Origin of the sequence: Ezakiella peruensis (assembly GCF_900215725.1) — a bacterium.
Taxonomy (GTDB): Bacteria; Bacillota; Clostridia; order Tissierellales; family Peptoniphilaceae; genus Ezakiella; species Ezakiella peruensis.
The window spans coordinates 348,330-372,808 of record NZ_LT962469.1 but is presented as its reverse complement, the minus strand read 5'-3'; the positions used below and the strand labels follow the sequence as shown (position 1 = coordinate 372,808).

Below are 24,479 nucleotides of genomic sequence, written 5' to 3'. Positions count from 1 at the left end.
TGCTGGGTCAGCTACTTTCCATTCTTTTTCAGCTACTGCTGTTGGAATGTAGTCTTTCATGTCTTTCCATGTTGCTGTATTCTTAACATTGAATGCTAATTTATCAGCGCCTGTTACATTTTTACCGTCTTTATCGATTCCAGTTAATGTTCCGTGGTCACCTTTTTCAAATGTGACTAATACATAGCCTTGTGGTGTATCTGGATTTGTTGGATCTGTTGGAATTACAGTCTTTCCTGCACTTGCTGTGAATCTAAAGTATTGTTGTCTTTTAAGAAAAGCTGGTGATGACTTTGTAACTGTTTTATCTTTTGGTGTCCATGTTACTGGTCCTTTGTATCCTTCTCTAAATGTTATATCTTGTGGGAAGTCTGTATCTTGGAATACTGTTCCTTCTTTAGCGTATGTTTTTCCAGTTGTTGTTATACTTTTTACACCTGTTGACGCTAAAAATCTAACTTCTATTTTATCTTTTGGTAGGTCTTCTTCTTTTGGTGCATCTGGATCTGTGTTATTAGGGTCTACTTTAACTATATGTTCCCATACATATAGCCATTGGTTGTCTACTTCTAATGTTGAACCGTCTCCAAATGTTACTAGTAATGTTCCTTCTTTTTTTCCTGCTTCGTCTGATGTTCTTGCTGGGTCTGTATTTTCTGTTACTTCTGCATTATCTAAAAGTGAATTTACCACAGCTTCGTAATCAGTATCAGTTGTTTTTGGAGCAACTCCCTTGCCCCAATCAACTTTATCGCCTTTCCAAACTTTAATTGTTACTGGGTCTAGTCCACCGAGTTCTTTTACTTGTTCGGCTGCTGATTTTTCGTATTGTGCATTATAAGTTGCTTCCGCTACAGCTGTCGCATCTGTTGGAACTGCTGGTGTCCATGGAGCTTTTGCTTTTTGTGCAAAAGTTTTTGTTTCGCCATTTACTTCTTTTGTTCCTGTTGTTGCTAATTCTTTGATTGCAGCTTGTAGGTTTGCATTATCATAATTAACTCCTTGTTTTACGTCGATATATGATTTTTGCTTTCCTGCATATAAACCGTTATTGTGGGTTCCTGTAATGCCTGGTTGAACTTTTTCGTTGGCATCAAATGTCAAACGAATATAGCCATCTGCTGGTTCTACTGGTTCGCCTGAGCCATCATCTTTTTCTGGTGGTACTAAAACATCTTTTTGATATACCATTTTAATTGTGCCGACTTTTTTGGCATTTGGTTGTGATATATCGAGTTTATAATCTTTTCCATCTATTGTTACTGTATCGCCAGTAGATTTATTATCAACTTTAAATGTTAAACCATTTGCTGCTTCGTTTAGTTCATCTTCGTCGATGTCATATGATGATCTCATGTTGATTTCATTTGAACTGTTTGGCAAATCAACTTCAACATCTGTTAATTCAGGTGCTGTTACCTTTGGCATTGTGCCTGTTGGTAAATCGGCTGGGTCTGTTAATTCTCTACCATAAGGATCAACATATTTTACCTCAGCTCTTGGTTCAGCAAGTTCTGTAAGTGTTACAGTAAATTTTAATTTACCACTACCACCTATTCCGTTTGCTGGAGTAAATTTTACACGAATGCCAATGTTTTGGTCATATTCTGACTGTAAAACTGCATTTCCTGTCAATGTTCCATCTACAGGCCAACCAACATTGAATTCACGTGTGCCATCTTTCGTTATTGGTCCAATTATTTTTTCATCTGACTGTCCATCTGTTGTGTTCCATTTAGCAATTAAATTGAAGTCACTATTTGGTAGTGTGGACCAGTCAAATTCAGCTTTGTTCAGCCCATTGGTCTTTAATTCAATTATTGTGTCAGTCTGTCCTGCCCTTTGAGCTTCGAAGTCATAGTCACTTACTTCTAGTCCATCATCTGCTATATAAGCACTTCCCTGAGCGCTAGCATTTTGTGGTATCTCAAAGGTGAATTCAATTTTGTCACCTTTCTTAACTCCTACTAGTTCTTCAGATTCTTCTCTTGGTAAGCTTTCTGCAGCTATTGGAATAATATCTGCAAAGCAAGAAAAAACCATAAAGAATGCAAGTAAGAGTGAAAGTACTTTCTTATCGAGTTTCATTTTACCTCCAATCTGTGGTGGAGGAGCAAAGCTCCCCCTCCAACTTATTAATTTCTTCTATATCGATTGATTATTAATTGATGTCTAATATAATTGGGTTAGCAGTATAAGTCTTGTCCCCTTCTTGGCAAGTTCCTGTTACTTCAATCTTATCTCCTGATTGCAATCTGTAATTAGTAAAGGTTACCTTTACAAATTCTCCTGCTGTCTTAACATTTGCAGTTACTGTTAAATCAGTAGTACCGTCAGCCTTAATAACCTTAAGTGTTACAGTTGAATTGTTTCTATCTGCTGTTACTTTAACCCACTTTCTACCAGCTCTATATTGATCGATTTGAACTTCAAGTTGATAAGTTTCTGTGTAATCAACATTTGATTCTTGGCTATTACCAAATTTATCAACTGCTGTTATCTTAATTTCAGGAATATTTCCTTCTTCAATTCCTTTTCTTAAAACTGTGTTAAGATCTCTGATTAAGCTATCCTTATCTTGTTGTGTAATTATTTCTTTTTGATACTCTATAGCTTGGCTACCGTCTTTATAGTCAATAGAAATAGTTACTTTTCTTTCAAAAGGAATTTCATTTATAGTTCCTTCAAGGTCGATGAATCTTCTAAATGCTTCGTCCTTTGCTTTTACATCTGCTTCAGGACCAGCCCTATCAATTTTTACATACTTACGATTTTCATCGCCGTCTTGTGGCCTGTAAGGATCATCGCCTGTTCCTGTTGAATCATTCGGAAGAAGATCTGGTTGTTCAGTTTTAATTCTTACGATGTCGCCATCTTTTACATCGCCATCTAAAGTAATTTCTTTTTGTGTTCCCATTTCATTGTCAGAATCAAGAGTTACTTTTCCTAAATCAACCCATTTATCTTGAGTTTCATCCCACTTTTGTGCAGTATAAACTGTATCTTTTGTTGGTTTATTTAAAGTTGGGTTTGGAACTGTAAATTCAATCTTTGATTTTCCGTCAGTGTCATTATGAATTTGCTTCATTTCAGTTACAGGTTCAGCTTTTTCTCTCTTGTTGATTGTTTTTCTTCCTTCATGACCTGTAACTTCTGTTCCATTCTTATCTACTACATATTTAGCTACGATGTCTTGTCCTGCTTTTCCTATTAAGTCAAGTGGACTTAATACAAGTCTGTCTCCATTAGGAGTGGCTGTTATGGTTCCATCAGTGTAGGTTCCATCATTTTGTTTTACAAGAGTTGTTTCAGCACCGTCAGCAACTTTTAATATAATCTTTGTGATATTTGCATTCTTTTCAGCATCTGTCCAGTGTAGTTTTGCTTCTGTTTGATCTTCATAAACATTGTCAAATACTGGTTTTAGAACCTTAAGAGGAGTAGATGTGTTCCAAATTTCATATCCAATTACTTCTTTATCTTCTCCAGTTGTTTCAAGTGCTTTTCTTGAAGTTGCAGATGTAAAGGCATCTACGCCAACTGTGAATGCCTGATCTTTTGCGACTGGATCGCCATAAGGGTTACCTGCATTTTCGTGTAAGTTCTTAGGTGCGTTAGGGTCTTGTGTAGCAGTTGCATCTTGTAGTCTTATATAAGTTTTTGCTCCCAATTTATCCCAATTTGGTGATTGGAAGTTTTCATAAGCATCTTTTTTATCATCTGTAACTATTACTGATACATAAGATTTTCTTTGTCCTAATTCATCAAAGCCTGGTAGTTTCCAAACTAAAGCATCAGTTGATTTTCCATCCCATTGTTTTAAAGAAGCTGCTCCACCTTCTAGTGGATAGTAGTTAGCGTTTTGGTGAACCGTTGGTGTACCATAATTAGTTACAGCAGTTCTGTGTAGCAAACCTACATTTACAGAATGTTTCTTAGCTTCTTCAACTGTATCTTCATACTTTCCATATTGATGAGTAGCATCTGCTGTCTTATCAATATTCTTATAAGAAGGATAAACTTTTACATCAAAGAATGGTCTGTAGTTTGCATATAAGTGAAGGTCTTTACCCTCATCAATTGCATCCAAGAAAATCTTATATGCATTTGTTCCTTGATTATCATCTTGACTAGGAACATCTTGTGCTCTCAAAGCTACAGAGAAGGTGTTTGGAATATATCTTGTATATTTGTATTTATTCCCTGTTATATCTTGGATCCATTCTGTTCTCTTTGGAATTCTCTTTGTTCCATTTGCAACTACACCATTAATTAATTCACCAATTCTTTCATTGTTTTGACCAGCGATTAATTCTGATTTTTGTGGGTCGTTATCGAATCTATAAAGTGTCCAGCCAAGGAATGAATGGTTTGGTTTATTGAAAAGTTTTGCCTTTGCATCTGTAATTTTAGCTATATCAGAATCTTCTCCAGTTACTGGAACTTTTGGAAGTTCTTTAATAACAAGATTGCCTTTCATATTAGAAAGAGTTGCACTTGATACAGTGTCTATAATGTGATTTGTGTTGTCAATGTCAGAGACAGTTATAGGAATTGTTATAGTTGTTTCGTCCTTAAGATCAGTTGTGTTGTTTGAGTGAAGGACAATGTTAATTCCGTCGCCATAAATTGCGTAAACTGTTCTTTCTTTATCGATTGGAGATTTTGCATCGAAGATGTAAGTTTCATTAGCATCAACTTTTGCCCAATCTGCTACATCTTTAACAATTTTGTTATTATCTCTAAGTTCATTAAATTGTTCAATTGCTGTCTTGCCGTTAGGAATGTCTGTTAACTTAGTAGTTGTCCAACCAAGAATTCTCTTACCTTGTGGTACATTTATTTCATCTTTAGTTGGCATTTGTCTCTTTAAGAATGCTTCTTTTAGGTCTGGTTTTTGTAAATCATATTCTAGTCCATCGTGGTCCAAAACGTTTTGATATGTTTTTCCGTCTACAGTCTTTGTTGTTTCATTTCCATATTTTACATTGTCGCCTTCAAAACCTGATGGAACATAATCTGCATTAGCTTTTCCAGTTTCTGAATCATATTTATATTCCTTACTTAATGGAGCAATCTTATCAATCACTTCTTTATTTTCCTTGGATGTTTGTCCATTAAGGTCAAAGTGGAATTTAGTTTGTACTTGTTCTACTACGTCCTTAGAATCAATAAATGATGATAAGGTATCAAGGTTATCTACTCGAATTGGCATATCTCTTTCAAGTGTAGGCATTTTGAAGTCATCAAACTTTTTCTTGCCTTGAATAACGCCACCTTGGTTTGGTTTATCTGTATCAAAGCCAAAGGCATCATATTCTTCGCCGTTAACATATTTTGCCTTTGTTAAGATTGTAGAATAATCAAATTTGTCTGGATTACTTGTAGCACCTACAGCAGATATGGTTTGCTTTACTTCTTTTCCATTTTCATCAAAATGATAGATGGTTACTTCTGCTCCATCAAAGTAAGAGTGACCTGTAATATGTGTTGAATCTGTGAATATTTCATCAACATTTGGTTTTTCAAGTGTAGATGTTAGTAAGGCTCCTGTAAGAGATGCAGAACGATTCATTTCTATTGGTAGTTTGTTTTCTTCTGCATTTGCAGTTAGAACATCTCCATTGCCAAAGTCTACACTTGCTGTTGTTGCTCTTCTGCCTTTCTTACCCCAGTCAAGTGATGTTAATTTAAATCCTTCATTTGCTTTTAATCTAATATCAAATGGTACGGTCCATGTAAGTTCAGTTCCGTCACCATTCAAATTCGCAGAAGAACCAAAGGTGATATTATAGTTTTTGTCTCCCACTGTAATTTGTGGTCTTATCACTCTGAAGGTCCCAACTTTTCTATATTGTGCTTGGTCAAAGGTAAATTTAACTTCTGTTCCTCTTTTTAGATCTATATCTTTATCCAATTGGAAATTATAATCAGTATATGAATCTACTTTTGGATAGGCTCTTCCACCAAATCTGTGATCTTTATTTTCACGCAAGATACTTGTTCTAAAAACATAGGACTTTAAACCGTTATCTTTTATAAGCTTAATAAGATCATCCTTATTAATAAAATATCTTACAACAGTATAGATACCAGCGTTACCATCTGTGCCTGCTGTACCTAGAATGGCTCTTGTAGAGTCTACGTTGGATGATTTCTTAGTGACTATGCCATTTTGATATTCTAAGCTATCGTCCCATTCGTTACCAGCTATTTGTAAAAATCCAATTTTTTCATCTGCACTTTTTTGTAAGTCTGATCTTCTAAATTGGATTTTATGAGCATCGTTAGGTTCTCCAGTTTTTCTATCTCCAAAGAAAGGATATACGTTGGCATCTGCTCCAAGTAGGAATACTTCTCCTACCATGCCGCCTCTTTCTTCCAATAAATCATAGAAACTAGATTCTACCGCTTGTCTTAGTGCATATCCTTTTCCAGTAGTTCCTTTGAATTGTCTATAGTAGACTTCAAGGTAACCATTGGCAATATCAAACTTAGTGGATGATACTGTGGAGAAAAACTGGTTCGTACTTCCTAACACAGTCGTTGAAGGAATTTGCGCACTTAAGTCTTTTGTTAGGTACACTTCATAATTTTTTTCATGAGGTATAATTGTTGTCATGGTATATTGCATGTAGTCATTAGACTTTTCCCCAGCTCTCATATAGACTCTTTCAAATTTTTTATCCATAAGTCTTGCTTGAATGACAAGGTCTTTCTTAATGTTTTTAATGGATTTTCCTTCTTGTAAAACTACGTCAATAGGAAGTACTTGAGAACCTGGCACCATAGAACCGTTTTTATATAAGTCAAAAGCATAGGCGTTTTGTCCTCCAGCTATACTCCAGTTTAAAGCATCTGGAACAGCCTTATATTCATTGTATCCTTCGCCTATATGGTTTACGTCACCTCTATCGTGATAACCATAAACATCAGATGTTCCTTTTAAAATTCCTCTAAAGGCGTGCTTATGGTCAGCTATTTCGTCTAGTTCTTTTGGAAGTTTAACGACAAGCTTGTCCCATTGGTTGGCAGTAGCAACTTTAGCACTGAATGTAAATCTTACTACTTCTCTACCTTCAGTATTTGTGTAAGTTCCTACATAATTAATGTCTGGTGTCTTTAGTGGGTCTGATGCGCTTACTTGTACAAGTCTATTTTTACTTGAAAGTGCCCAGCTTCCCTTTTCTTCATCGTCTTTTTTTCTACCGGCTTCAGACCAGTCGGTAGTTTTTTCAACTTCTGTGCCGTTTTCTACTTCTGTGTAGGTTTCGGCGAGTGAGTCTACTGGCAGCATGGTCACAAACATCAAGAGTGCTATGACTAGTGCTAGTGTAGATCGCAAATAATTATTTTTTTGCATTTTTTTCTCCTCTCATTTTTAATTTTAACAGCTATGCCTATATATTGCTTGTATCAATTACTAAACCTAGGCCCTTCTGTTAATGTCTATATACTGATGGTTAGCCTGCTCTCAACAAGAATCAATGCTGGACCTTGTCCTCTTTTCCTATATGATCTATATATAACCTATATAATAAGAAGACAATATTGCAATGGGCAAAGTTTGACAAAAATTCTCATATTCGAAAGATATTCTAACTCAAATTAATTCTAGCACAATATGTAGGGTTTGTCAAAGCAAAAAAAAAAAAAAAAACGGCATATATTGTGCTTGAAGGGTGTTTTTGCTTGTAGGACTTACTGTAAATTGTTTTTCTGTATGAATATAAAAAAATATTATTTTTTCTTAATATTTTATATACAATAAAACTACAAATTGTTAGTGGACAAATTAAAGGTATGAGTTACATAATTCACCTTATAAAAAATTTGTGCAAATAAATCAAAAATGCCTCACGTCCACAAGGGACGAATATCGGCATTTTTCGGTCCACATAAAGTCGACCCTACAAACGTTCTTATCAATATTGAGGTTGTTACTTGTATTGATCCGTATAGGATTTTTCGTATTTGCATTTTATTTTTATTCATATTGGGTATGTAGTGGATAGATAAAGGAGGGTTTTTATGAAGAAGGTTTTAATTACCATGCAGGTGCCTGAGCCTGTGGTGGAGAAAATCAAAAAGGATTTTGAAATTGATTATAATGATAGCTTGGATTTTTTGGACAGGGATGATTTGATCAAGCGGGCCAAGGATGCTCATGGTCTACTGGTTCCATTATCAGAAAAAATCGACAAGGAGATTATAGAGACTTGCGACAATTTAGAAATCATTGCAAATTTTGGGGCGGGTTTTGATAATATTGATATCAAGGCTGCGGCTGAGAAAAATATTGTGGTGACCAATGCTCCGGCAAAGTTTTCTACTCAATCGACTGCGGAGATTGCCATTGGTCTAATCATAGACGTCATGCGTGGGATTACTCGGGGCGAAGATTCTTTGCGCCAAGGAAATTTTAAAGGATGGAAGCCGACCTATGGTTTAGGGCCATCGGTCGCTGGCAAGACCCTGGGAATTTTTGGTATGGGTCGGATTGGCCAAGCAGTGTGCAAGAGGGCCAAGGCCTTTGAGATGAATGTGATTTATCATTCGAGAACAAGGCTGGATGAGAAAAAAGAAAAAGAATTAGGTGCGACCTATGTTTCTTTTGATGATTTAATTGAAAAGTCAGATGTGATTTCGCTTAACTCATCATATTCAAAAGAACTCCACCATTTATTTAACGGGGATGTTTTTAAGAAAATGAAAAAGACAGCTTATTTGGTCAATACATCACGGGGTCCGATTATAGATGAAGAAGCCTTGGTCAAAGCCTTGGCAGAAAAGAGAATCGCAGGTGCAGGCCTGGACGTTTATGAATTTGAACCGGCCGTCACAGAGGGATTACTCAAGCTGGACAATGTAGTCCTCTCCCCCCACCTGGGCAATGCAACCATAGAGGCGAGAGAGGAGATGGGGATGATTGCAGCGAATAATATTATTCTTGTGTTGAGTGGTGGCGAAGCCATCAATAAGGTCAATTAAATTTGTTGCTAATTTTGCGATCTTTGAATCGGCCTGAATTTATTTCCCTCCTCGATGTGCACTCAGCACACCTGCGTCGGCAAAAAATTCGTCCAATCCAAATCTCATCAAAATTTTCTAACAAATTATGTATATTGAATGTTACGAGTAATTGGACCACGAAAATTCATCAAATTTTCCTACGAAATTTATGTGGTAGAGATTCCTTAGCAAATTATGTGGTAGAAAATATATCGGTGGGAAAACAGAAAATTATGTATAATGATATTTAAGAGGCCGAAAGGTCTCTTTTTTGTGTGTAAATGGGCGGATAGGAAAAATTTTTTGGGCGGGACTTTTCGGTCCACATAAAGTGGACCCTACTTACGTTCTGAATAAATTTTAATATCATTATAAACATTGAGCCCTCATAAATTATTCGTCAATAATCTTCGACCGCGGGGCATCGAGCCCGCGCGGCCGATATGTCCGAAATAAATCGGACTCTACCTACGTTCTTATCAATTTTGAGGTTGTTATTTATATCTATAGATGTTTTTAAAATATTTTATTTTGGGCGGGACTCTTGGGCGACATAAAGTCGCCCCTACAGCCGCAAAGCGATATAAGAAATCAATACGATTCATATAATCCAATCATTTGCACAAAACAATTTAATCAAACAAAATCCCCCCAACACTTTGTGCTTGAAGTATGGCCTTTACTGTGGTATTATAAATATATATGTATAAGGAGGTATTATGTTAAAATCTATGGACACACTTGTATCTCTTGCCAAGAATAGGGGCTTTGTCTTTGCAGGCAGCGAGCTTTACGGCGGCCTTAGCAATACATGGGACTATGGCCCGGTGGGAGTGCTTTTAAAAAATAATATAAAAAATGCTTGGTGGCAAAAGTTTGTACGCGAAAGTCAACTCAATGTTGGCATTGATGCGGCGATTTTGATGAATCCAGAAGTTTGGAAAGCCAGCGGCCACTTGGGATCTTTCTCTGACCCGCTTATAGACTGCAAGGCTTGTAAGGCTCGTTTTAGGGCGGACAAGTTAATTGAAGATTATGCTCACGAAAATAATATTGACGGCATTAATCCAGATGGCTGGACCAACGAAGAGCTAGAAACTTATATCAAAGACCACAATATCGTCTGTCCAAAGTGCGGTAAGCTGGATTACACAGAGATTAGGCAATTTAATTTGATGTTTAAGACCTTCCAAGGGGTTACCGAGGAGTCTGCATCTGAAATTTATTTAAGACCGGAAACTGCCCAAGGTATTTTTGTAAACTTCAAGAGTGCCCAAAGGACTTCCAGAAAGCAAGTGCCTTTTGGTATTGCACAGATTGGTAAGTCTTTTAGAAATGAGATTACACCTGGCAACTTTACCTTTAGAACTCGTGAATTCGAGCAAATGGAATTGGAATTTTTTGTAAAGCCAGGCACTGATGATGAGTGGTTTGATTACTGGAGGTCCTTCTGCAAGGATTGGTTGACTTCTCTGGGTATGAGAGAAGATATGATGCGCCTACGCGACCACGATCCTGAAGAGCTGTCCTTCTATTCAAAGGCAACCACAGATATTGAATACCTCTTCCCCTTTGGTTGGGGCGAGCTCTGGGGTATTGCCAACAGGACTGACTACGATTTGTCCAAGCATATGGAATGCTCTGGCCAGGATATGAATTATCTGGATCCGCAAACAAACGAAAAATATATTCCTTATGTAGTTGAGCCATCATTGGGTGCAGACCGCGTTACACTTGCATTTTTGGCAGACGCTTACAGGGAGGAAGAATTGGAAGACGGTACGACAAGGACTGTTTTAAAATTCCACCCACGTATTGCCCCTTATAAGTTGGCAATTTTACCGCTGACCAAGAAATTATCCGACAAAGCTGAAGAAGTCTACAAGGAAATGGTCAAATACTTTGACTGCGACTACGACGAAAGGGGATCAATTGGCAAACGCTACCGCCGTGAAGATGAAATCGGTACGCCATTCTGCCTAACCATTGACTTCGATACCCTGGAAGACGATACAGTCACCCTAAGAGATAGGGATACTATGGAGCAAATCAGAATCAAGATTTCCGAAGTTAGGGATTATGTGGAAGAGAGGATGCAATTTTAATTCATGAGAATGTATTTCGTGTTAAATTTGCGACTTTCTTAGGAAATTAAATCGGTTTGGCCGAAATAAATCGGCCGCTACATGACCGATTTAATTTTTCCCTTCGAATCTCATCGAAATTCCCTACGAAATATATGTATTAGAATCATAAATCCACATTCAAATATAATAATTCAAGAGACCGAAAGGTCTCTTTTTTCATGCGTATTTAAATATTTTATTTCGGGCGGGAATCTTGGGCGACATAAAGTCGCCCCTACAGCCGCAGAGCGATATAAAAGATAAAGACGATTTACACAAGCCAATTTTTTTAAAACATTTCATTTCGGGCGGGACTTTTCGGTCCACATAAAGTGGACCCTACAAACATTCTTATCAATATCCGTAGGAGAAATCTCGTCCGCATAGGCGAACGAGTGGCGACCATTTCAGGATCGCCGTTACGACACATCCATTGCCGAGCGAGTGAATGTTTTGTTCCACAAAAAATAGGTGCTGGGTTTCCACCCTACACCTATTTGCTTTCTATTTTTCTTCTAAATTTGCAGCCTGAGCCTGGAGTTTTTCAGCTATTTTCACTACGGCTTCACAGACTGGGGGGTCTTTGTAGTCTTTATTGGTTAGCTCTTGTCTGAAGGTTTTGTCTAGTTTATCAATTTCCTCTTGGTCTTCAGTAATTTTTTCTATCAATGTATTCATGACCGCATTATAATAGGCATTGAGCTCTTCAAAAGAAAGGTCTGAGAACTTTCTGGTATCATAAGCTCCGTGGTTGGAAATGGTAAAGGTATCTTTGAAGTCTTGGACTGTGGCTTTTGGATTCATGCCATCAGTTAAGCCATCTAAAATTTTTTTAGGATTTTGCTTGTCTTCTTTGACCCCTTGGAGGGCACCGTCAACCATTTCAATGACTCTGTCATCAACCTTGCCTTCTTTATAATATTCTGATTCTTTGGAAGCTGTGGCAACCCTTTCAACTTCTTTTATAATTTCAGAGACCAATTTCAATTGATCTTCGGTTGATAATTCTAAGACTAATCTCTCATCCTTTGGCAGGCGTTTAAATTCGTCTGCCATTTTATTTGTATTGCAAGCCGTGAACAATAGTGCACAGGCGAGCATTATCGCTAAAACTTTTTTCATTTATTTCTCCTTGTAAGCTTGAATGTGTTTTTCCATATCGTCTGTCATATCAGCGGTGATGGCAAAAAAGTCATCGCCTGGGTAGATTATATGCTTGACCCATTCTTTTTTTATTTGCCAGAGGTTGGCCTGGACTTTGAAGCAGTCCCATTCGTCTATATCAAAAATCCTCTCCCATGAATCGACAATTTCCCTTTCGATATCTGGGTACATGCCCTTGTAGCGGCCGTCAATAAAATTGAATTTGTCCTTGCAACCCAGGGCTTTGATTTTCTTTTCAAAGGCCTCTTCATCAGCCTGGTCCTTGCCTATATATAAATTATTTAATACATAGTCCCATTTGATTGATGAAAAATAAATGACCTGGTCGCTGGGAACTTCTAAGCAATAAATTACAGATTTTTCCACAGGCTTGAGGCAGTTTTCCTTGGAGACCGAGCACCAGATAGGATAGGCGATCCCGTTTGGCCGGGGCACAATTTTTTCTGCCATTTCGACAAATTTATTGTACTTGCGGGAAAAAAAGGGCGCAATATCCCCCATGTGAAGACCAACATAGAGCTGCTTGTTAGTCATGACTCCCTTGGAATTTAATTCATGTAAAGAATTTTCGTGCTGCCTGGTATATAGATTTACCAAATCCATGGGCCACCTATTTATTGATCAGACCGACTTTATCCAGCAAGTGGAAGATAAGTGACAAGACAACTGCAACTACAGATGCAAGAACCATACCTGATAGGTTGATGGCTCCCAGTTTTATGGTAAGTCCACTTAGGCCGGTTGTGAAGATTACTGATGTTAGAATTAAATTTTTTGCATTTGAAAAATCAACTTTTTGGTCGACCAAAAGTCTAAGTCCGCTCGATCCAATCATACCGTAAAGCAGGAATGTTACGCCGCCGATTACATCGCCAGGAATTGTGGAGATGAAGGCAGAGAGTGGTCCGATAAAGGCCATTATAATTGAAATAACTGCAGCTCCTGCAATAACTTGAACTGAATATACGCCAGTGATTGCCATAACGCCGATGTTTTCTCCGTAAGTTGTGGTTGGTACACCACCGATTAGTCCTGAAAGTGCAGTTGAAAAGTTGTCTGCAAAGATTGACCTGTGTAGGCCTGGATCTTTAATTAAATCTTTGCCAACAATATTGGATGTTACAACTTGGTGGGAGATGTGCTCAGAAAGTATAACCAAAATTACAGGTAGCATTGTGATAACTGCTTCCATAGAAAATTTTGCCAAATGAAATTCAGGTAGGGTAAAGAATTTAGCTTCGGCTACTGGTGTGAAGTCAACCATGCCCAGAGCGACTGCTGTAATGTAGCCCACGATAATTGCGATCAAAATTGGAATGGTTGCCCAGAATTTTTTAAAGCAAACTGATCCAAAGACGGCTGTTAAAAGTGTTACTGCAAATACAGCTATGTGTTTGCCATTTACTGATTCGGTTAAAATTTCTGCGCCGATTGCCCCGCCCCTGATGGTTAGGCCGACAAGTTCAAAACCGATAAGGGCAACTACTGCACCCATAGCGGCTGGTGGCAGGACGACGTCAATCCATTTGGTCCCGTATTTTTTAATTATAAAGGCAATGATCATACCAATAATTCCCACGACTACAAAGGCGCCTTGGGCGTACTGCAAACCCTGTTGGGCTATGATGGCTGTGCCTGGTGCCAAAAAGGCAAAGCTGGATCCCAAATAAGCTGGAGCCTTGCCCTGGGTAATCCAAATAAATAATAGGGTTCCGATTCCATTCATAAGTAAAACGATGCCGGGGTTGATGCCAAAGATTATTGGCACGAGGACTGATGCCCCAAACATGGCAAAGGTATGTTGAATAGATAGAGGCACCAAGAGTTTTGCTGGTACCTTGTCTTCGACTTGGTAAATTTTTCTCATAATAGTCTCCCTTCGAAAATTATTTTAAAAAATAGAGCCAGGTTAATGGCTCTATAAATTATATTTCTTTGATGGCTTCTAGGATGCCTTCTTTGAATGGTTTTTCATTAAAAGTAACCTCTCCTGTGCCGCCGAAAATATCGACTGCAATTTTGAAAAAGTTTACGATTAATTTATTGTCTTTGATTGTGTATATTTCGGTTGTACCTGGAACAAAGATTAGGTCGACTTCTTCAGCACCAGACTTGGTGGTGATGTCTGCGAGCTCTCCTTCAAAGGAAAGTTTTTTCATTGGGTCGATCATGGCTTGCATAACGCCAAGGTCTTCCATCATCCACATATTGTTGTTCCAAAATCTCTTTTCTTTGGCTGATCCGCCGTTTAATAATTCTCTGTTTGAAATAGCTGATAGGACACGTCTGACCGCTTGGTCATCAAAGTCTGCGTCATATATGAGTTTCATCTCGTCTCTGTCAGCAACTGAAATAATATAAGGCTCTGCAACCTTTTCACGCTCAGCTACGCTTGACCAAAAGAAAATCATCATCTCTACTACTTCAAAATTTACATTAATCTTCTTCAATCTTCTATCCTCCTTATATTGCGAGGCCCAATTTTTATGAGCCCTTGCTTTTTTAATCTGCCAATGGCTCTTTTAAAAGCTTGCTTGCTTAGACCGAACCGTTCGTAGATTTCTTCCGGACTTGATTTGTCGCCGACAGCGATTTCCGGATGTTTTAATAACTCTTCCATTATTATAACGGAATCTTGGTCAATCTGCAAGTGGGCTCTCTCTCTAAAGGATAAAGTCATCTTGCCATCGGGCAAAACTTCTGCAACGCGTGCTTCTATATGGTCGCCGATTTCGTAGGCACGATTTACTTCTCTTTGACGAATCAAGGAGTCGTATTTGTTGTCAACGGCGACAAAAACTCCCAGGCCTTTTTTGATTGAATAAACTGTGCCAGATACATGGTCGTTTTCTTTATATTCATGGTCAGGGCTCAGGGCCTCCGCCACTTTCATGGACCCGTAGAGTCTGCCTTCACGATCACGCTTGATGGCTACTGCGACCATATCGCCCTTTTTAACATTGGGATATGAGTGGGCAAAGGGCACGAAAAGATCACTTGGCATATTTATATCTAAAAAATATCCAAACTTGGTCTTGTCGCAAACCCTGTAGAATCTGAGCTCGCCTTCATGGGGTAAAAAGTCGACGGGCACGACTGTGCCTGCATTTTTGTCGGCGATTTCAACTTCGATTTCATCGCCCAGGTCCACATTTTTAAAGGTTCCCCTTAAAAGGGTAAAATCGTCACCCTTTACGTTGACGATTGCACCCTCATTTGTAAATTTTATAATTTTACCTATCATTAAACTTCGTAAATCTCGTCTATAATTGTACCGTCGCGGTACTCACTATAGCCGATGACTCTCCTTCCTTCTTTAGGATTTATTTTAAAGTCGCCAATATATGAATCTTGAATCTTCTTTAATTCGCTGATGGTCATATATTTTACATTTGCTTCATCAAGAGCTTTTTTGATGTCGTCTCTTCTGTCGTTAACGGCAACTCCTCTTTCTGTTACCAAAATATCAATGGTTGAACCTGGAGTTGTAATTACGCCAACGCGGTCGACAATTGTAGGAATTCTGGATTGGAAGAGTTTTGAAACGATGATGCTGACCTTGGCACCATAAGCTGTGTCTTGGTGGCCGCCTGATCCGCCCATGATAACTCCATCGTGGCCGGTCATAACGTTTACGTTAAAGTCAGTATCGATTTCAGTTGCGCCCAAGATAACAAAGTCCAGGCCGTTTACGATTGCGTCTCTGTCGACTGAAGCATATTTTTCAGCGGACATGGAGATGTGTCTGTCGTCTTCTTTGATATTTTCAGCTGAGACTAGGTCAAAGCATTGGACGTCATAAATTCTGTCGAAGAGTCCATCCTTCATCATATTTACAAGGTCGCCTGTAACTCCGCCTGAGGCAAAGCCGCCCTTGATTTCATTTTCCTTCATATAGTCGCCCAGGAATTTTGTAACTGCAAGGCTGACTCCGCCAGCGCCTGATTGGTAGTTCATTCCGTCTTTTACCAGGCCAGTTGCAACCATAACTTCAACTGCCTTTTGAGCAATTCTAAGTCCAACTGGGTCCTTGGTAATGCGAGTTGTACCTGAAACGATTCCCTTTGGATCTCCGATTGAGTCGACCTTTAAAATATAATCGATTCTTTCACTTGGAATTTCTGTGTGGGATTCTAGGTCCATAAGAGTATCTGTAATGGCGACCCTCTTCTTGGCCATAAGTGAATCTGCAATTGCATATCCAAGTGTACCACAGAAAGCGTTTCCGTCAACAGCGCTTACATTGCCGCGAATGTCGCAAGCAGGTGAAGCAATAAATGCAACATCGATTTTTACATCCCCATCCATAATGGTCTTGGCACGTCCACCGTGACTTTGCATGAGGACCTTGCCCTTTAAAGCGCCCTTTGAAATGGCCTTGGCAACATCGCCTGACATATAAGATGCAACTACATTTGTAATTGTACCGTCTTCAATCATTGGAATGATTGGTGCGTGGCAAGGGAAAATTGATGAGGCAACCAAAGTTATATCTTTGATTCCACGCTTGTGAACTTCTTCCATAACCATATTTAATACATAGTCACCATTTCTTAGGTGGTGGTGGAAGGATAAACTTGCTCCGTCTTTGATATCGAGTTTTTCAAAGAGCTCGTCAAAATTTTCTACAAGTTTATTTTCTTTAATAGTTTTATCTGGAGAATAATTTTTTTCTAACTTAATATCATTAAATAAGTTCATTGTATTCCTCCTTAAAGTTACCTGAGGCTACAAGATTGTCTCTTGCTCTTAGGATAACTGGCTTATCTACCATCTTGCCGTCCAGTGAGAAGGCTCCCTTGCCTTCCTTCTTGGCAGTTTTTAGAGCTTCAAAAACTCTAAAGGCGTGTTCTATATCTTCCTTGGATGGGGAGAAAACTTCGTTAACGATGTCAACGTGACGTGGCGAAATAAGAGCCTTACCTGTCATACCAAGAGCCTTGGCATAAAGGGCATCCGTTCTAAGTCCGTCTGTGTCGTCTGTATCTGTCCAAGGTGTGTCGATTGCTTCAATACCGTTTGCTTTAGCAGCTGCAATTACCTTTTGTCTGGCGTATTCGATTTCCTTGGATTCCTTGGTTCTCTTTACACCAAGATCAAGGGTCATATCTTCGCCGCCTAATAAAAATCCGCGCATATGTTTGGCTTCTTTGGCAATTTCAAAGCAAGTTTCAAGTGAGATCGCAGTTTCGATAATGGAATAGTATTTTTTATCTGTTCCTTCCAAGAAGGCGTCGAGTTCTTTAACAAAACCTATGGTGGCCTTTGGTAAAACGAAACCCTTGATGTCTAGGTCAAGCATGGCCTTGACATCGTCTTCGAAAAATTCTGTGTCTGGGGCGTTGATCCTGACAAAGATGTCTTGGTCGCCCTTTTTGTTCTTTAAAAATGATCTGACCAGGTCTCTGGCAGCGTCCTTGTTGTCAAGGGAAACTGCGTCTTCCAAGTCGATTATATATCCGTCTGCTCCAAGCACTTCTAAGCTTGTAAGCATGCCTGGGTTGTTGCCAGGTATAAATAAAAGTGTCCTGTATTTCATTATAAAGCCCTCTTTACTGCAGTTTCTACTCTGGCGCTAATGGTAAAATCAAGTGCGCCCCTATCGTCGATTCTAATTTTAGCTTTATCAATATTTAAATCCTTGAGTGTCTTTTTGACTACATTTTCAATTTGGTCTTTAAAAATATCTTCAACCACGGATTTAATTTCAATGATAAGATCATCGGCAGGTTCGATTTCTACGATTAGGTCGTTACTTTCAAGTGAACCTGCACGGCCTGTCTTAACTATTTTTGCTTCCATGATAGATACTCCTCTACTCCCATTTCATAAAGGTTGTTGCCCTTGCTGTCGATAATAACTGTTGCTGGGAAGTCTTTGACAACTAGTCTCCTGACAGCTTCAGCACCAAGGTCGTCGTAAGCGATGATTTCGCATTCCTTGATCCTGTCCTTGATAATAGCAGCTGCGCCACCAATGGCTGCAAAATAAACTGCACCTGTTTCTTTGATTTTATCTATAACTTCTTGGTTGCGTCTGCCCTTGCCGATCATGCCAATGGCACCCAGGTCCATCATGATTGGTGAGAATGGGTCCATACGATATGAACTGGTTGGTCCAGCGCTGCCGATAACTTGGCCAGGAGCTGTAGGTGTTGGCCCTACATAATAAATGCATGCTCCCTTTGGATCGAATGGAAGGTCGCGGCCAGCTGCGTGGTCATCAACGAGTCTCTTGTGAGCAGCGTCACGAGCTGTATAGATAACGCCAGAAATTAAAACGTTGTCCCCTGCTTTAAGGTCTGCAAGTTTTTCTCTTGTGAATGGAGTTTCAATTTTAATCATTATGCACCTCTCTTAAAATACCTTGGTTTCGTGTCTAACTGCGTGGCAGTTTACGTTGACAGATACTGGTAGGCCTGCAATATGAGTTGGATATGTTTCGATAAGAACCCTGAGGCAGGTGGTCTTGCCGCCAAAACCTTGAGGCCCAATGCCAAGCTCGTTGATTTTTTCTTGAAGTTTGATTTCAAGGTCCTTGTAGAATTCATCAGGATTGTATGAATCCATTGGTCTCATCAGAGCTTTTTTGGCAAGGACTGCTGACCTGTCGAAGGTTCCGCCGATGCCAACGCCAAGTACGATTGGTGGGCAAGCGTTTGGTCCTGCCATAGCTGCTGTTTCAATAATAAAATCAACAACGCCGTCAAGGCCATCAGCAGGTCTTAACATTTTTTGTCTGGACATATTTTCACTGCCGAAGCCCTTGGCTGCAACAGTAATTTCAAAATGATCTTCTTCAGGAACCATATCATAATAGATAACGCCTGGAGTATTGTCCTTGGTGTTTTCGCGTCTAATTGGATCTTTGACCATGGACTTTCTTAAGTAACCTTCTTCGTAACCTTGTCTAATGCCTTCGTTGATGGCGTCTTCGATAAAGCCACCTTCAATCTTAACATTTTGACCCATCTTTACAAAGACAACAGTAAGACCTGTATCTTGGCACATTGGAATGGACTTGTTTTCTGCCAACTCATCGTTTTCAATGATGGTTGATAGAGTATCTTTTGCAAGTTGCCAATCTTCAGCATCTCTTCTTTCTTTTAAAACTTTCATAACATCATCTGGAAGCACAAAGTTCATATGTATACACATATCTTTAACTGCTTGTGTTATATCTTTTGCATTAATAACCTTCATTAAATACCTCCCATTAGTAATAGAGGGCTTTAAAATAAAGCCCCCTATATATTTTTAATATTTATTTTGCTTGTCTCATTTTAACTAGGCGTTCAACCCTAGACATTTCGTTGTTTACAAGCATGATACCTTCGTCAACTCCCATGCCTGGTTTAGCAAGTTGTTGGAGGGCACCTGTTGCCATTGAAATGTTTGTTAGGATTTCTGCTGAACGGCTTGTTTCGTTACATGTACCGCCGCAGTAAGCACCAACATTATTGTCTTTGCAGTATTTAACAGCTTCGATTGTGTTGTTGATACCACCTAGGTCAGGAGTTTTAATTTGAATAACATGACCTGCTCCTGCGTCAACAAAAGCTTTGATGTCTTCAAGTGTATTGCACCATTCGTCAGCTACAAGTTCAACCTTTGTTCCGTCAGCGTCAAGTCTCTTGGTTAGGGCTGCTAGAACTTCGATTTGTTTGTCCTTGTCACCCATATCCATTGGTCCTTCGATTCTGATAGCAAATGGTTTTGCAGCAGCTTCAACCTTCTTCATGTATTCAGCCATCTTGTCTACGTCGTTACCTGTGAAGTCACCGATTGTACCGTAAACGTCGATGTGGAAGATTGGGTTGTAGTCTTTTCTTGCCCTGTGTTCGATAATTCTATCTCTTAGCCATTCGATGTATTCTAGAAGTAGTTCACCGTTTTTACCTGTCTTTTCTTCAACGTTGTTGAAAAGTCCGTGTGGTAGAACGTCTGCTTCTTTGATGATCATCTTGTCAGCGTTTGAATATCTGTCGTCACCTGATTGAGCAAAGATTGGAACTCTCTTGATTTCTTCGCCTGTCTTGTATTCGTCGCGAACAACTTCAGCTCTTGTGACGTGTTTTGCTTTTGCAACAGCATCTAGTAAAGCTTGTGTAATTCCGTATCTGATAGCTGTGTGAAGTCTGTGGCCGTCTACTTGTAGGTGGTCAAATTCTTCAGCTAATTCTTTGAATGAATTTAATTCTTTGCCAATTAAGTGGTCTCTGATTTCTCCTTCGATTAGAGGGATATAATCTTCTGCTAGGAATAGTGGGTCACGTCCACCTGCTCCTGAATATTGAACTGCTGCACAGTCACCAAAGGCAACTTGTCCATCATCCAAAATTAGCATTACAGAAATTGATTCGCCAGGAATTCTGATTTTTGTAAAACCTTCTGTTTGTGGTTCTCCAACATAGAACATTCCGTCATGTCCTGCCCCCATCTTGATTGCTTTTTGGTCGTCAAAGTAAAAACCTGTTTTACCGGCGCTTGCTACTACATCAACTATTTTCATAATACATACTCCTTTTTTTGTTTTAAAAAATTATTTATTGGTTTGATTTGGTCTGCCAATTAGCTTACCAAAGCCAACTGCAAATATATCATCAACGGTCATTTGGAAGCTAACTTCTCTGTTTTCATCCTTACCACGTCTTTCGAGTTTTGACCTGTTAATGTCTTTAATTTCCTTGGTAAATGGAATATTACCAGTTTCTAGATATCTTACACAGCCTTCAAAGTCTCTGGCTGGCATCATAAGTCCCTTATTATATTTTGAAGGTCCGAATGGAATATCAACAATACCTGCTTCGAAGCCCTTAACAGTACCAACTGCTAGGTCGCCCATGCCAAGTTCAAATAATTTGTCTAACATGCATTTGGTTTCAGCCTTGATGAGTTCAATTTCTTCTTTGAGTCTATCACTCATTGGAAGTTTTTGTCCTTCAAGCATGTTTAGAACCATCTTGGTTGCCTTGATACCATCTGCGTTTGCTTCCTTGGTTGGGATACCGATAGCTTCGTGTGGAGTCTTAACTATAACTTTTGTTGCTCCAGCTAAAGCTGCAGTCGCACTACCCCATGAGATAACGCCAAATGCCTTGGCTTCGTCTTGTGGGAAGCCGCCCATCCATTGGTGGAAAACTGTTGTAATAACTACATCATTGTAGCCATAGTGCTTCATGTATGCTTCTGTTTGTTCTTCAAGAGCTCTAATAGCAGCTACGTCTTGGATTAAGTTACCGCATTGGCCGTAACCAACTGTGATACTCTTTACACCTTGTTCAGCAGCTAAAAGTGCTTCGATAATTGCAACTGCGTTTGAAGTACTTGGTGGGCAAAGTGTTCCTGTTAGAGGTCCAAATGGTTCTCTGTTGATTTGAACACCGTTTTCTTCATAGAAGCCAACAAGTCTGTCGCAATATTGCCAGTCATATAAAGATTTTTCGATTGAAACAGCTTTTGCATATGGAATGTTGTAAGAGATTCCGCCACCTTCGTTGGATGTAAATCCACCAGCGTGCATGATTTCTGCAAGTAGTCTGGAGTCAGGTGTGCCGTGTCTCATTTCAAGTGGTAGGTCCACAGCTTCTACAACTCTTCTGGATCCTGCTACCCCGTGGTTAACCCCTGGGAAACCGTTAAGTAATGAACGGCCAGCTTTTTTGGATTCATCAATACCCTTTTGGCATTCTTCATATCTGTTTTGTCTGGAATAAGCGTCAATTGTACTTGGTAGAAGGTCTGCTCCACCTTCGTCTTGCAAGTGCTTCAAAAGTACAATGTGGTCTTCGATAAGAGCAACACCAGCTCTTGGTTGGGCAAGAGTTCTGCCTTCTTCTTTTGCTTTTTCAAGTTTCTTAGCAAAGTTTTTGCTATCTGGAAGGGCCTTTAAGTAGTCGATTGCCTCTTGAAGGTCTACGTCCTTACCTGTTGGCCAACCCTTAAGAACTTCCTCTCTTAAGCCGAAAAATTCTTCATCGGTCCATCTTTTATTTTTTAAATTCATATTATCTCCTCATCATTTAATGGTGGCAGTTAAGTTGTTCTACATCAGTATACTCAGGCTCGTCTACATCAAAGCCTACAGTGTCAACTCCACCTAAATCTATAATATATTTCTTCATCATCCTAATTGCCATATTTTTATCAATCATTGTTAACAAACCCATGCTTGATAGAATATAAGACTTATCCAAATAGAGCTTTGGTTGCCTTGGCTTTAGACTATTTAAATCGTCTGCCCTAAACTGAGCTGCCTTTAAAATTTCTGAATAATTCTTTGAGTTTACAATAACTCCGCCAGTACCAATAATGGTCTTTACCTCGCTAAGGTCCTTACCCCTTTGTGAATAGACAACTCCCATAGGTGAGTAAACTGGCTCAACAACTCCAGCGTGGCGTTTAACTGACAAGTCCACGCAAATCTTTGCAATGGTCTCATCAAAGTCAATGTCCTTTTGATCAGTTGAAACGAAAGATGTATTGGTGTAGCGTTTCATAAATTCGCCTTCAACATCGATGCCACTTGTATTCAAGTAGCGTCTGACCATCCTGTTGCCTGCAGCTTCATAAACGCTCATAGCTGAGTAACGCATACCCAAGTCACCTTCAACAGTTCTCTTGGCAAAAGGTTCTTCAAGTCCAACGGTAAATACGCCAGGCTTAGTTGGGTCCCCGTAACCAAGTGAGTGAATGTCTGTCGTAGCTCCTCCAACGTCAACTACCAATAAATCTCCAATGCCATCTTCGTCATTGGATCCTTGAGCCAAAGCCTCAGCTGCCTTCAAAACAGATTGAGGTGTAGGCATAGCAACTTGGGAAATTTCATCTTCCACGTTGGCCATACCACGGGCCTTGGTAATGTTTTTCATAAAAATCTCGCGGATCTCTTCACGGGCTGGATCAACATTGATTTCGTTTAACTTTGGCATGACATTTTCGGTAAAATAGTAATCTACCTTGCCATCAAAAATCTTTTTAATTTCATCGTAAGCAGCCTTGTTGCCAGCGACAACTATTGGAAACTTAACTCCATGGTCGGCAAGACCTTGGGCGTTGTGAATAATGGTTTCTGAATTTCCGCCGTCAGTTCCGCCAGCCAGTAGCACTATGTCTGGGTTTAATCTCTTGATTTCGTCAAACTCCATATTGTTTAGCTTGTAAGCATAGTTTGCAATAACCCTAGCGCCAGCTCCAAGTGCAGCCCGCTTTGCGGCCTCTGCAGTCAGATCAGGCACAAGGCCAATTGAAACCATCTTTAGACCGCCAGCCGCTGATGAACACGCAAGCTTCTTAACCACCTCATAAGGTTCCTTCACTTGAGCGTTTAATGCCTCAAGGGCCTTTTGATACCCCTCGGTAACATCAGTGGCAACAGTCGTATAGCTCTTAGCCGTTGCTACAATCTCTTCTTTTTCAATGTCTACTAATGTAAGTTTCGTAAATGTGCTACCAAAATCTAAAAATAGATAAGTTTTCATCTCTTTAATAAGTCTTCCTTTTAATTATTGAATCTTTAAGTCTTCTTTTAAATCTTTGATTGTAGTTTCTGGTGAAGTTCCTGGTGGATAAACCCTGTCGAAGCCCATCTTGATAAATCTTTCTTTGACTTCTTCCCAGTTTTGCTTACCAACAACAACATTGCCTCCGATGTATAAAAGCACATCGTCAAGACCTGCTTCATTCATCTTGTCTCTCATGCCCATAACGTCAAGTTCGCCTTGACCATAAAGGGAGCTAACGCAAATAACATCAGCGTTTGTTTCAACTGCGGCATTGATGAAGTCTTCTTGAGGAGATAATACTCCGATATTAACTACTTCAAAACCCGCCTCTTTAAATGCATGGTCCAGGATCTTTAGTCCAACTGCGTGACAGTCAGAACCAATAACACCTAAAACCATAACCGGCTTTTTGTTTTTCATAATGACCTCCATATAAATAATAATTTTACCTACATCTTAATTTTACCTTGAATCCAAGATAATTTCAAGCTCCTTTTGGACAACTTTTTAGCGAAAGTTCGCCCTAAAAAAATTTTTTGCAACATTTAAAATGCAACTTGCAAAAAAATTGCAATTTTGCAAGTTTAATGCAAATTTTCTTGAAATTTTGCAAGTTTCCAAAAAAAACTTGCAAAAAATTGTAAGAAAAAATTTTTGAAAATTTTTTTATTTTT

Annotated in this window: 17 protein-coding genes and 1 pseudogene; 2 read left to right on the top strand and 16 right to left on the bottom strand. The window is 39.2% G+C overall.

The annotated features are described in order from the left end of the window. Nucleotides 1–2,088 (bottom strand): annotated as a pseudogene (locus CUU59_RS01795) (hypothetical protein); the annotation flags it as partial. A 73-nt stretch (nt 2,089–2,161) separates the two neighbouring features. Further along, nucleotides 2,162–7,363 carry a hypothetical protein gene (locus CUU59_RS01790; protein WP_099950305.1) on the bottom strand — a complete coding sequence of 1,734 codons (5,202 nt, stop codon included), beginning with the start codon at nt 7,361–7,363 and terminating at the stop codon, nt 2,162–2,164. A gap of 668 nt (nt 7,364–8,031) precedes the next feature. Between CUU59_RS01790 and CUU59_RS01785 the strand changes: the two genes are divergently transcribed. Further along, nucleotides 8,032–8,991, top strand: coding sequence for a 2-hydroxyacid dehydrogenase family protein (locus CUU59_RS01785; RefSeq protein ID WP_099950304.1), 960 nt, complete (start codon nt 8,032–8,034; stop codon nt 8,989–8,991). A gap of 740 nt (nt 8,992–9,731) precedes the next feature. Further along, a complete protein-coding gene (locus tag CUU59_RS01780) occupies nt 9,732–11,117 on the top strand; it encodes a glycine--tRNA ligase (protein ID WP_099950303.1) in 1,386 nt (461 codons plus the stop codon). A 525-nt stretch (nt 11,118–11,642) separates the two neighbouring features. Here CUU59_RS01780 and CUU59_RS01775 read toward each other — a convergent pair. The 14 genes from CUU59_RS01775 to glmS form a co-directional block, all read right to left on the bottom strand. Next, nucleotides 11,643–12,260 carry a hypothetical protein gene (locus tag CUU59_RS01775; RefSeq protein WP_099950302.1) on the bottom strand — a complete coding sequence of 206 codons (618 nt, stop codon included), beginning with the start codon at nt 12,258–12,260 and terminating at the stop codon, nt 11,643–11,645. Beyond that, a complete protein-coding gene (locus CUU59_RS01770; protein ID WP_099950301.1) occupies nt 12,261–12,905 on the bottom strand; it encodes a DUF3841 domain-containing protein in 645 nt (214 codons plus the stop codon). A 7-nt stretch (nt 12,906–12,912) separates the two neighbouring features. Then, nucleotides 12,913–14,169, bottom strand: a complete 1,257-nt coding sequence (gene uraA / locus CUU59_RS01765; protein WP_099950300.1) for a uracil permease — start codon at nt 14,167–14,169, stop codon at nt 12,913–12,915. Between the two features lie 58 nt (nt 14,170–14,227). Next, nucleotides 14,228–14,752 (bottom strand): TDE2712 family protein, encoded by a 525-nt coding sequence (locus tag CUU59_RS01760; protein WP_245870535.1) that lies wholly within the window; start codon nt 14,750–14,752, stop codon nt 14,228–14,230. Continuing rightward, on the bottom strand, nt 14,749–15,546 hold the full coding sequence (locus CUU59_RS01755) for a S1 RNA-binding domain-containing protein (RefSeq protein WP_099950299.1): 798 nt from the start codon (nt 15,544–15,546) through the stop codon (nt 14,749–14,751). Before CUU59_RS01755 ends, CUU59_RS01760 begins: the two co-directional genes overlap by 4 nt. After that, nucleotides 15,546–17,003: a citrate lyase subunit alpha gene (citF, locus tag CUU59_RS01750; RefSeq protein ID WP_099950298.1), complete on the bottom strand. Its 1,458-nt coding sequence runs from the start codon at nt 17,001–17,003 to the stop codon at nt 15,546–15,548. The genes CUU59_RS01755 and citF overlap by 1 nt, the downstream gene beginning before the upstream one ends. Continuing rightward, on the bottom strand, nt 16,990–17,841 hold the full coding sequence (locus CUU59_RS01745) for an HpcH/HpaI aldolase/citrate lyase family protein (protein ID WP_099950297.1): 852 nt from the start codon (nt 17,839–17,841) through the stop codon (nt 16,990–16,992). Before CUU59_RS01745 ends, citF begins: the two co-directional genes overlap by 14 nt. Next, nucleotides 17,841–18,104 (bottom strand): citrate lyase acyl carrier protein, encoded by a 264-nt coding sequence (gene citD, locus CUU59_RS01740; protein WP_099950296.1) that lies wholly within the window; start codon nt 18,102–18,104, stop codon nt 17,841–17,843. Before citD ends, CUU59_RS01745 begins: the two co-directional genes overlap by 1 nt. Next, nucleotides 18,089–18,646 carry a Fe-S-containing hydro-lyase gene (locus CUU59_RS01735; RefSeq protein WP_099950295.1) on the bottom strand — a complete coding sequence of 186 codons (558 nt, stop codon included), beginning with the start codon at nt 18,644–18,646 and terminating at the stop codon, nt 18,089–18,091. Before CUU59_RS01735 ends, citD begins: the two co-directional genes overlap by 16 nt. A 12-nt stretch (nt 18,647–18,658) precedes the next feature. Next, a complete protein-coding gene (locus CUU59_RS01730) occupies nt 18,659–19,504 on the bottom strand; it encodes a fumarate hydratase (protein WP_099950294.1) in 846 nt (281 codons plus the stop codon). A 61-nt stretch (nt 19,505–19,565) separates the two neighbouring features. Continuing rightward, a complete protein-coding gene (locus tag CUU59_RS01725) occupies nt 19,566–20,813 on the bottom strand; it encodes a methylaspartate ammonia-lyase (protein ID WP_099950293.1) in 1,248 nt (415 codons plus the stop codon). A 30-nt stretch (nt 20,814–20,843) separates the two neighbouring features. Further along, nucleotides 20,844–22,307, bottom strand: a complete 1,464-nt coding sequence (locus tag CUU59_RS01720; protein ID WP_099950292.1) for a methylaspartate mutase subunit E — start codon at nt 22,305–22,307, stop codon at nt 20,844–20,846. A gap of 16 nt (nt 22,308–22,323) precedes the next feature. After that, nucleotides 22,324–23,781, bottom strand: coding sequence for a methylaspartate mutase accessory protein GlmL (glmL, locus tag CUU59_RS01715; protein WP_099950291.1), 1,458 nt, complete (start codon nt 23,779–23,781; stop codon nt 22,324–22,326). A 24-nt stretch (nt 23,782–23,805) separates the two neighbouring features. Beyond that, nucleotides 23,806–24,225: a methylaspartate mutase subunit S gene (gene glmS / locus CUU59_RS01710; protein ID WP_211286978.1), complete on the bottom strand. Its 420-nt coding sequence runs from the start codon at nt 24,223–24,225 to the stop codon at nt 23,806–23,808. Between the last annotated feature and the right edge of the window lie 254 nt (nt 24,226–24,479).

What these genes read in the sequence shown, in the direction of transcription:
- glmL (WP_099950291.1), bottom strand. Translation starts at nt 23,781, where the DNA reads ATGAAAACTTATCTATTTTTAGATTTTGGTAGCACATTTACGAAACTT.
- CUU59_RS01755 (WP_099950299.1), bottom strand. Translation starts at nt 15,546, where the DNA reads ATGATAGGTAAAATTATAAAATTTACAAATGAGGGTGCAATCGTCAAC.
- CUU59_RS01730 (WP_099950294.1), bottom strand. Translation starts at nt 19,504, where the DNA reads ATGAAGGTTATTAATGCAAAAGATATAACACAAGCAGTTAAAGATATG.
- CUU59_RS01735 (WP_099950295.1), bottom strand. Translation starts at nt 18,646, where the DNA reads ATGATTAAAATTGAAACTCCATTCACAAGAGAAAAACTTGCAGACCTT.
- citF (WP_099950298.1), bottom strand. Translation starts at nt 17,003, where the DNA reads ATGAACTTATTTAATGATATTAAGTTAGAAAAAAATTATTCTCCAGAT.
- CUU59_RS01785 (WP_099950304.1), top strand. Translation starts at nt 8,032, where the DNA reads ATGAAGAAGGTTTTAATTACCATGCAGGTGCCTGAGCCTGTGGTGGAG.
- uraA (WP_099950300.1), bottom strand. Translation starts at nt 14,169, where the DNA reads ATGAGAAAAATTTACCAAGTCGAAGACAAGGTACCAGCAAAACTCTTG.
- CUU59_RS01780 (WP_099950303.1), top strand. Translation starts at nt 9,732, where the DNA reads ATGTTAAAATCTATGGACACACTTGTATCTCTTGCCAAGAATAGGGGC.
- citD (WP_099950296.1), bottom strand. Translation starts at nt 18,104, where the DNA reads ATGGAAGCAAAAATAGTTAAGACAGGCCGTGCAGGTTCACTTGAAAGT.
- CUU59_RS01745 (WP_099950297.1), bottom strand. Translation starts at nt 17,841, where the DNA reads ATGAAATACAGGACACTTTTATTTATACCTGGCAACAACCCAGGCATG.
- CUU59_RS01775 (WP_099950302.1), bottom strand. Translation starts at nt 12,260, where the DNA reads ATGAAAAAAGTTTTAGCGATAATGCTCGCCTGTGCACTATTGTTCACG.
- CUU59_RS01720 (WP_099950292.1), bottom strand. Translation starts at nt 22,307, where the DNA reads ATGAATTTAAAAAATAAAAGATGGACCGATGAAGAATTTTTCGGCTTA.
- glmS (WP_211286978.1), bottom strand. Translation starts at nt 24,225, where the DNA reads ATGAAAAACAAAAAGCCGGTTATGGTTTTAGGTGTTATTGGTTCTGAC.
- CUU59_RS01770 (WP_099950301.1), bottom strand. Translation starts at nt 12,905, where the DNA reads ATGGATTTGGTAAATCTATATACCAGGCAGCACGAAAATTCTTTACAT.
- CUU59_RS01790 (WP_099950305.1), bottom strand. Translation starts at nt 7,363, where the DNA reads ATGCAAAAAAATAATTATTTGCGATCTACACTAGCACTAGTCATAGCA.
- CUU59_RS01725 (WP_099950293.1), bottom strand. Translation starts at nt 20,813, where the DNA reads ATGAAAATAGTTGATGTAGTAGCAAGCGCCGGTAAAACAGGTTTTTAC.